Genomic DNA, 7,714 nt, shown 5'->3' on the forward strand with positions numbered 1-7,714 from the left:
AAGGAAAAAAGGGGCTTAAAATATTTGATAAAATTCAAAAAAAATAAAAATTTGAAATAAAAAACACAAATAGTATTTAAAACTTTCGTAAAAATCAAAAATGTAAAATCAAAAAGAAGACCAAATAAACAAAATTGAAAAATTAAACACTATTTATATACAAAAGACCTAACAAATTGACAGTCCCGAAAAAACCATTGATGTCAAGTTAAGGTTTTTAATTTTTTTAAAAACTATCTTGTATGTTTGATTTGCATTTATGATAATATTTCTCTTTATCTCTTTTTTTGTTTGATGGTGCTTTAATTTTCGTGTAAACCAAATCTTTTTTTGGTAATATCAATTATTTTCTTTAATTATTGTTTGTATTTCTTTTTGGTTTTCTTGTTATTTTTGTTCTTCTGCATCCGGTGTTTGGGGCCTATTAATTATGTTGGATAAGTTATATGTGGCTAATAGAAGTCTTGTTCTATTATTGTTTTTTTTCTTGTGAATTTTTCTTAATCTATTGTAATTTGTTTTTATTGTCTATCTGTCGCCGTATAATTGTTTTAATTCTTCATGGTGTTGTTATTTCTTTTGAAATATCTGGTATAATAGTATTTTTATGTTTTCACCATTTTTTTAGTTTTACTTTTACAATTCGTAATTATTAATATTATATTTAAAATGAAGGATTTAATCCTAATTTAATTTTCATCATAAATTCTAGTTGTTGCATGTCTATCAGCCCAACATTGAATACAAACTCCTATTGGTAAACCTGCAGTATGTGTGTGTGCTTTTAGAATTTTAACATCTAATGCTGTTGTTTTACCACCAAGACCCATAGGTCCAATTCCAGAATTATTGATTTCTGTTAAAATTTCATCTTCAAGTTTAGCTATTTCTGGATCAGGGTTTCTTTGCCCAACTTTTCCAAGTAATGCTTTTTTACCTAACTTTAAACATAAATCAGAAGTGCCACCAATTCCAACGCCAATAACAGTAGGAGGGCATGGTTTTCCTTTAGCTTTGAGGACAGATTCTACAACAAATTGTTTAATACCTTCAATACCTTCGGCAGGTAATGCCATTTTCATAGCATTATTGTTTTCTGAACCAAAACCTTTTGGTAAAATAGTTATTTCTAAATAATCTTCATCTATTAATTCAATATCAATAGGGGGGATATAATCTCCAACATTGTTATTAGTATTTTTACGAGATAGGGGATCTACAATATTTGGACGAATTGGAATTTCTTTAGTTGCTTTTTTGATTCCTTCTTCAACTCCATGTTTTAAATTTTCAACCTCAACATTACCTAACTTAATAAAAACCACTGGAAGACCTGTATCTTGACACATTGGAATTCCTTTTTCTTCAGCAAGTTCGATATTTTTTAATATTGCATTAATATTTAACTTAGCAAGATTATTGTCTTCAATTTTAAGAGCATCTTCAAGTGATTTTTTAACATCATTTCCTAAAACAATAACTGCTTGTTTATAAAGTTCATAAACAGCATCTTTTATAATATCTTCTCTAATCAAAATAAAAACCTTTTTTTATTAAATAGTATATTATAATTTTATTTTAACTTATTATAAAGTTTTTCAAATTCCTAATTGTTTTAGTACTTATTTCTATTAAAAAATAATGACAAAATGAGTTGCATATTTTTTTAGTATTATAAACAACTTATGTGAAATTTAATTAAAAACATAGTTATTGGATATGTATTGCCCCAATGGGACAAACTTCTTCACATTTTTTACATTTATTGCATTTTTCAGTATTTATTGTAATGGCTCCACCTAATTCTTCAATGGCATTTTCACTACATACTAATCTGCAAGGAGCACTATCTACTGGGCAATGCATACAAAATAGGGGGATGTTGCCAAATTCACTTTTTCTTTTTTGGCAACTGTTCCCACAATGTGTACAATCACTACAATTTTGCATGTTTTGATTATACATAATTTATTCTTCTAATACTAGTCTAGCTCTTGCTTGGCTTGTAATAAATCGGACAAATCCGCCATTAATGTTTCCCACTTTAGTTTCACCAGATAGCTTAGCAATATATTTTTCTTGATTTTTAAGTTTAACTTTTGCAGGATCAACTAGACTAATAGCTCGTTTACTACATGATTTTATACATGCTGGTCCTTCTTCTCGGTCTTGACAAAGGTTACATTTCTCAGCAATACTTCCATTGAGTGTTATTGCACCAAATGGACAAATAATACTACATAATCCACAACCAATACATTTGTCTTCATCAACGCCTTCTCGACTCATAGCATCAGTTGGACATACTTTGATACATGGTGCGTTATCACAATGTTGACATACGATAGAGTAATAGGAAGAATCATGTTCTATAATTTTGATTCTAGCTACTTTATGAACAGATGCACACATTTTTTCACAATTGAGACATCCATCACATAAATTGCTATTTACAGAAATTTTCTCCATTTTAATCCTCCTATAATCCTAATTCTTCACATTCAGCATCAACAAATTTTTGGATTTTTTCAATTTGTTCATCATTAAGATGTTTAAATCTTTTTTGCGGTGATAAATATTCTTTTACAGGTTTTCTTTCTTCAGGTCTGTATGTAACTTCAAATTCACCATTTTCAATTTCATATAAAATCCAAGATCCAGTTTCAACAGCTAATCTTCCAATTTCAATTGTTTTAGATGAGTCATACCCCCAACCTGTTGTACATGGTTGGTGCAAATGTATATATGCAGGTCCATTAATAGATGCAGCTTTTTTAACTTTTTTAATAAAGTCTTCAGGATATGAAATTGATGCAGTAGCTACATATGGTATTCCATGACCTGCCATAATCATAGGCATATTTTTTTTAGGTTTGTCTTCTCCAAAGCTTCCACTTCCTTTTGGAGATGTTGTGGTAGTTGCACCATATGGTGTTGCACCACTTCTTTGAATACCAGTATTCATATATGCTTCGTTGTCATAACATATGTAGGTTAAATTATGACCTCTTTCCATAGCTCCAGATAATGATTGTAGTCCAATATCTACGGTACCACCATCTCCTCCGAAAGCTACAACATTAACATCATCTTTTCCTTGAATTCTAAGTGCACTTTCTACACCAGATGCAACTGCACCTGCATTTTCAAATGCAACATGAATCCATGGTATTTCCCAAGCAGTTTCAGGGTAAGGGGTAGTCATTACTTCAAGACAGCCTGTAGCAGAAATTGCTACAGTATTTTTTCCTAATGTATTAAGAGCTAATCTAACTCCAATGGATGCTCCACATCCTGCACAACCTCTGTGTCCTGGTGCTAATAAATCTTTATCAGGTATATCCATTATTATTCCTCCTTAAGTCCTATCCATGAAACTTCTTTTTCAGGGTTTTTAGCTTTTTCGTAAATTTCAAGTATTGTATCGGGAGTTATATCTCTTCCTCCTAATCCTACAATAAATCCATATGCATCCTTATGGATTTTAGATTTAATATCAGTATAAAGTGCTCCTCCAATTCCAAATGTTACATTTTTATCAAGTACTGCTAATTTATCACAATTTTTAACAGCTTCGTTAATAGTTTCAGCTGGAAATGGCCTATAAGTTCTGACTTTAAGTAATCCTACTTTTTCACCTTGTTTTCTTAATTGATCAACCATTATTCTTAAAGTACTGCAGATAGATCCCATAGCTACAAAGATAATTTCAGCATCTTCTGTTTTATAAGTTTCAATAAGTCCGTATTTTCTTCCAAATTTCTCTGCAAATTCATCACAAGTTTCTTGAATTACTTCTAAAGAGTTATCCATAGCTACTTGTATGTCGTATCTTGCTTCAAGGTAGTAATCTGGATCAGCTAATGTACCAACAGACATTGGTTCATTTGGATCTAAGTATGAATGTTTTGGTTTATATGGAGGTAAAAATTCATCTACAGCTTTTTCATCTGGAATTTCAACTGGTTCTACTGTATGAGTTAATATAAATCCATCTAAACATACCATTGATGGAAGTAATACTTTAGGATTTTCTGAAATTTTATATGCCATTAGAGTAGTGTCTAATGCTTCTTGTGCATTTTCAACATAAATTTGTAACCAACCAGAATCTCTTTGTGCAATTGAATCTTGTTGATCGTTCCAAATATTCAAAGGTGCAGAAATTGCTCTGTTTGCATCTGCTAAAACGATTGGGGTTCTCATACCTGCTGCTGCGAACAATATTTCATGCATTAACATTAATCCTTGTGATGATGTAGCTGTAAATACTCTTACGCCTGCACCACTAGCTCCGACAGCTGCACTAATTGCACTATGTTCGGATTCTACTTTTACATATTTTGCATTAATTCTTTCATCTGCAACATATTGTGCAAGATATTCTGAAATTGTTGTCTGCGGGGTAATTGGATAAACAGGAATAACTTGTGGTTTAGCTAATCTTACAGCTTCAGCAACTGCCTTGTTTGCTGTCATTACTTCTTTTGTCATTAATTCACTCCCTTTTTTATTCTTTTACCATTTCGATTGCATCGGAAGGACATTCATTCGCACAAATTCCACATCCTTTACAGTAATCGTAATTAATATCATGTTGTTTGTTTACACTAGAGTCTGGGCAAAAAATGATACAGTTATCACAATCTATACATTTTTCTTTATCTAAAATAGGTTTAAAGGTTCTCCAGCTTCCAGTTTTGTTATTTTTACTACTTCCAGGTGTTTTAATTACACATCCTATAGATACCATACTCTCACCTTCTTATCCCATTTCATAAGCTTTTTGAGTCGCTTTTGCATTTAATTCTCCAACTTTTCCAGGGAATGTTTCTTTTATTACTTCAATAAGGGATTCAATACTTACTTCTTGGGTTTTTTTAGCAAAATATCCTAAAATAATCGTGTTAACAATGTTACGGCCTAATAAGTCTAATGCAATTCCTGTAGCATCAATACTATAAATATTGTGTTTACCACTTCCTTTGTATTTTTCAGGAATATTAATTATTATCTCTGAATCATCTTTTATCCCTGAGAATACATCAACCACATTCATTAATCCATCGTCAAGAACTAGTACATAGTCTGGATTATATATTTGATATCTTAAATCGATAGGTTTATCATCAATTCTTGTAAAAGCCATAACTGGAGCTCCTCTACGTTCAACTCCAAAAAATGGAAAAGATTGAACATATTTGCCATCTTTAAAAGCTGCTTTTGCCAAAATTTCTGCAGCTGTTACAGATCCTTGTCCGCCTCTTCCATGAAAACGAATTTCAATCATTTATTTTCCTCCATATTCTGTCATGTATAATCATTATAAATTACAAAATATATAAATATTGTGTTGTTTTATTACTTTTCAAAATCTATATTATCTTTTTTATAGAAAGTTAATTTTTTTTAATTGCTTTTAAAGGGTCTTTATTACTAAAAATATTGTATTTAAAGCGAATATTTTAATTTTAAACTATTATAAACAAGTATTTTTAAGTTAAAATTTAAAATAATAGTAATACTTTTTTTAGAAAATGTTGTTTTTATATATAATAATAACTATATAATTATTAATTACTTGTGAGGTTTATTATGAGGGTTTTAATAATTACTGGACATTTGGCTTATCCACTTATTAAAAGTGTTGTTAAAAAGTCTACACAGGATATTATTGTACATATTGCCGAAACACAAGTTGCTGCTTTTTTAACACCTAGGCAGATAATTAAAGAAGTTAAAACTAATTTTGCTAATGAACTTGATGCTATTGACATGATTTTAGTTCCAGGTTTAATTAAAAAAGGAACTCGTGAAATTACAAAGGAATTAGGAATTCCTACTTTTAAAGGTTCAACAGATGGAGCAGATTTAGCAATGGTTTTGAATTTAATAGAAAATATTGATTTGTCGGAGGACAAACCTGCAGATAAATTAATCGAAGAAGAAAAACGTAAAAAAGCATTTAAATTTATTGATGATTTTGAAAATGATAAAAAAACTATTAAAGAGCTACTAAAAAAACCAAATAATATTTTAATTAGAAATCTTCCTGTAGGTGAAGATTTCCCAATGAGAGTTCTTGCAGAAATAGCTAATGCTCCATTTTTATCTAAAGAAGCTTTAATTAATAAATGCCAATACTTTATTGATAGTGGGGCAGATATGATAGATATTGGTATGGCAGCAGGTGAAGATTTCTCACATAAAGTTCCAGAGTTAATAAATACTTTAAGACCAGTTGTTGGAGATAAACCATTAAGTATAGATACATTGAATACAAAAGAAATTAAAGTAGCTGCTGAAAATGGAATTGATTTTGTATTAAGTTTAGATTTAGGAAATCAAGCAGAAATTATTGATATTTTAAAAGAAAAAGATATTCCTGCAGTTTTACTACCAACTAATTTTTCTAAAGGAATCTCTCCAAAAACACCAGAAGAACGTGTAAAAGCAATGGGACAATTAATTGAAGATACAAAAGGATTAAGATATGTAGCAGACATGATTTTAGATCCTGTAAATAGTAGTAGTATTGTGGAGTCAATTATTGCATGTAATGAATTTCATAAAATTAATAAAGCTCCAATGTTTTTTGGTGTTGGAAATGTTACAGAATTAATGGATGCAGATTCTGGGGGAGTTAATGTTCTTCTTTCAGGAATTGGTATGGAATTAGGAGTAAGTATATTATTTACACCTGAAGAAAGCGGAAAAACAAGAGGTAGTGTTTATGAATTAGCTACTGCTTCTAAAATGATGTTTTTAGCAAAACATAGAAAATCAATTCCAAAAGATTTAGGAATTAACATGGTTGCTTTTAAAGATAAACATAAAAGAAATGATATTATTTTAAATGAAACAGATGGAGTTCTTGAATTAAAACAAGAAAAACCTTTAAAATTCATAAGAGATAAAGCAGGTAGTTTTAAAATTAATGTTGAATATGGCACAACTGTTAAAGATAGTAAAATAACAGCTACACATTTTATTAAAAATAAGGCTGATGTTGTAATTGTTGGAAAATCTGCTCGTGAAATTTATGAAGAAATAATAACGGAAGGTCTTGTGAGTAGAATGGAACATGCTGCTTATTTAGGAAGTGAACTTAAAAAAGCAGAAATAGCAATGATTACTGGAAAAGAATATGTACAGGATTTTGAATTATTTAAAAATCCTGATGAATTTAAAAATTAATTTAATCAAAATCGCCCGTGTTTGCAGTGTTTGGGTCCTGTCCTGCCCCTCCATAATCATTTGAAGTTGAGGGTGTTGTATCTTCACTGGAAGTTGTATCAGCACTTGTTTGACCATTACTGTTTTCGCCTTGATAATTGTTATTATTACTTTGGTCTTGTGTTGACTGAGAACTTTCAGAATCACCTGATACTCCAGAATTACTTTCAATAGTATTGTTTCCTGTATTATTGGTCATATTTGTATTTAAAGTAGCGTTATTGTCATCAGTTTGGTTTCCAGTAGAATTTATAAAAGCGTAAATTCCAGCACTTGCTATAATCAGAATAATCAATGCAAGTATGATAATATTTTCTGACTTCATTTTTTACCTCTCTATTAATATTAATTGGGACTGTCAATTTGTTAGCTCTTTGACATATTTTTTAGTTTTTTTTATTTTTCTTTGATTCTTTTTGTGTTTTCTGTTGTGTTTGTGAAAAGATTTAAATATTAGTTGTTGTTTTTCTTGTTGTGA

General features: G+C 30.0%; 9 protein-coding genes. 1 reads left to right on the plus strand and 8 read right to left on the minus strand.

All coding sequences use genetic code 11. The features are described from left to right. Window positions 1-689 precede the first annotated feature (689 nt). From MBORA_RS07435 to MBORA_RS07465, 7 genes are all read right to left on the minus strand, one after another. Window positions 690-1,535, minus strand: a complete 846-nt coding sequence (locus MBORA_RS07435) for a fumarate hydratase (RefSeq protein WP_042694897.1) — start codon at window positions 1,533-1,535, stop codon at window positions 690-692. A gap of 175 nt (window positions 1,536-1,710) precedes the next feature. Continuing rightward, window positions 1,711-1,965, minus strand: coding sequence for a 4Fe-4S binding protein (locus tag MBORA_RS07440; protein WP_042694899.1), 255 nt, complete (start codon window positions 1,963-1,965; stop codon window positions 1,711-1,713). 3 nt (window positions 1,966-1,968) lie between these two features. After that, a complete protein-coding gene (locus MBORA_RS07445) occupies window positions 1,969-2,469 on the minus strand; it encodes a 4Fe-4S dicluster domain-containing protein (RefSeq protein WP_042694901.1) in 501 nt (166 codons plus the stop codon). Between the two features lie 10 nt (window positions 2,470-2,479). Next, window positions 2,480-3,346 carry a pyruvate synthase subunit PorB gene (gene porB, locus MBORA_RS07450; protein WP_063720480.1) on the minus strand — a complete coding sequence of 289 codons (867 nt, stop codon included), beginning with the start codon at window positions 3,344-3,346 and terminating at the stop codon, window positions 2,480-2,482. Between the two features lie 2 nt (window positions 3,347-3,348). Continuing rightward, window positions 3,349-4,494 carry a pyruvate synthase subunit PorA gene (gene porA / locus MBORA_RS07455; RefSeq protein ID WP_042694903.1) on the minus strand — a complete coding sequence of 382 codons (1,146 nt, stop codon included), beginning with the start codon at window positions 4,492-4,494 and terminating at the stop codon, window positions 3,349-3,351. Between the two features lie 16 nt (window positions 4,495-4,510). Then, window positions 4,511-4,753: a pyruvate synthase subunit PorD gene (porD, locus tag MBORA_RS07460; RefSeq protein WP_042694905.1), complete on the minus strand. Its 243-nt coding sequence runs from the start codon at window positions 4,751-4,753 to the stop codon at window positions 4,511-4,513. Between the two features lie 12 nt (window positions 4,754-4,765). Then, window positions 4,766-5,290, minus strand: a complete 525-nt coding sequence (locus MBORA_RS07465; protein WP_042694907.1) for a pyruvate ferredoxin oxidoreductase subunit gamma — start codon at window positions 5,288-5,290, stop codon at window positions 4,766-4,768. A gap of 305 nt (window positions 5,291-5,595) precedes the next feature. On the opposite strand from MBORA_RS07465, the gene MBORA_RS07470 reads away from it, so the two are divergent. After that, entirely contained in the window at window positions 5,596-7,197 is a 1,602-nt protein-coding gene (locus MBORA_RS07470; protein ID WP_063720481.1) for a dihydropteroate synthase-like protein, read from the plus strand. A 1-nt stretch (window position 7,198) separates the two neighbouring features. On the opposite strand, the gene MBORA_RS07475 is transcribed toward MBORA_RS07470, so the two are convergent. Beyond that, window positions 7,199-7,561 carry a hypothetical protein gene (locus MBORA_RS07475; protein WP_042694909.1) on the minus strand — a complete coding sequence of 121 codons (363 nt, stop codon included), beginning with the start codon at window positions 7,559-7,561 and terminating at the stop codon, window positions 7,199-7,201. Between the last annotated feature and the right edge of the window lie 153 nt (window positions 7,562-7,714).

The organism is Methanobrevibacter oralis (genome assembly GCF_001639275.1).
GTDB lineage: Archaea > Methanobacteriota > Methanobacteria > Methanobacteriales > Methanobacteriaceae > Methanocatella > Methanocatella oralis.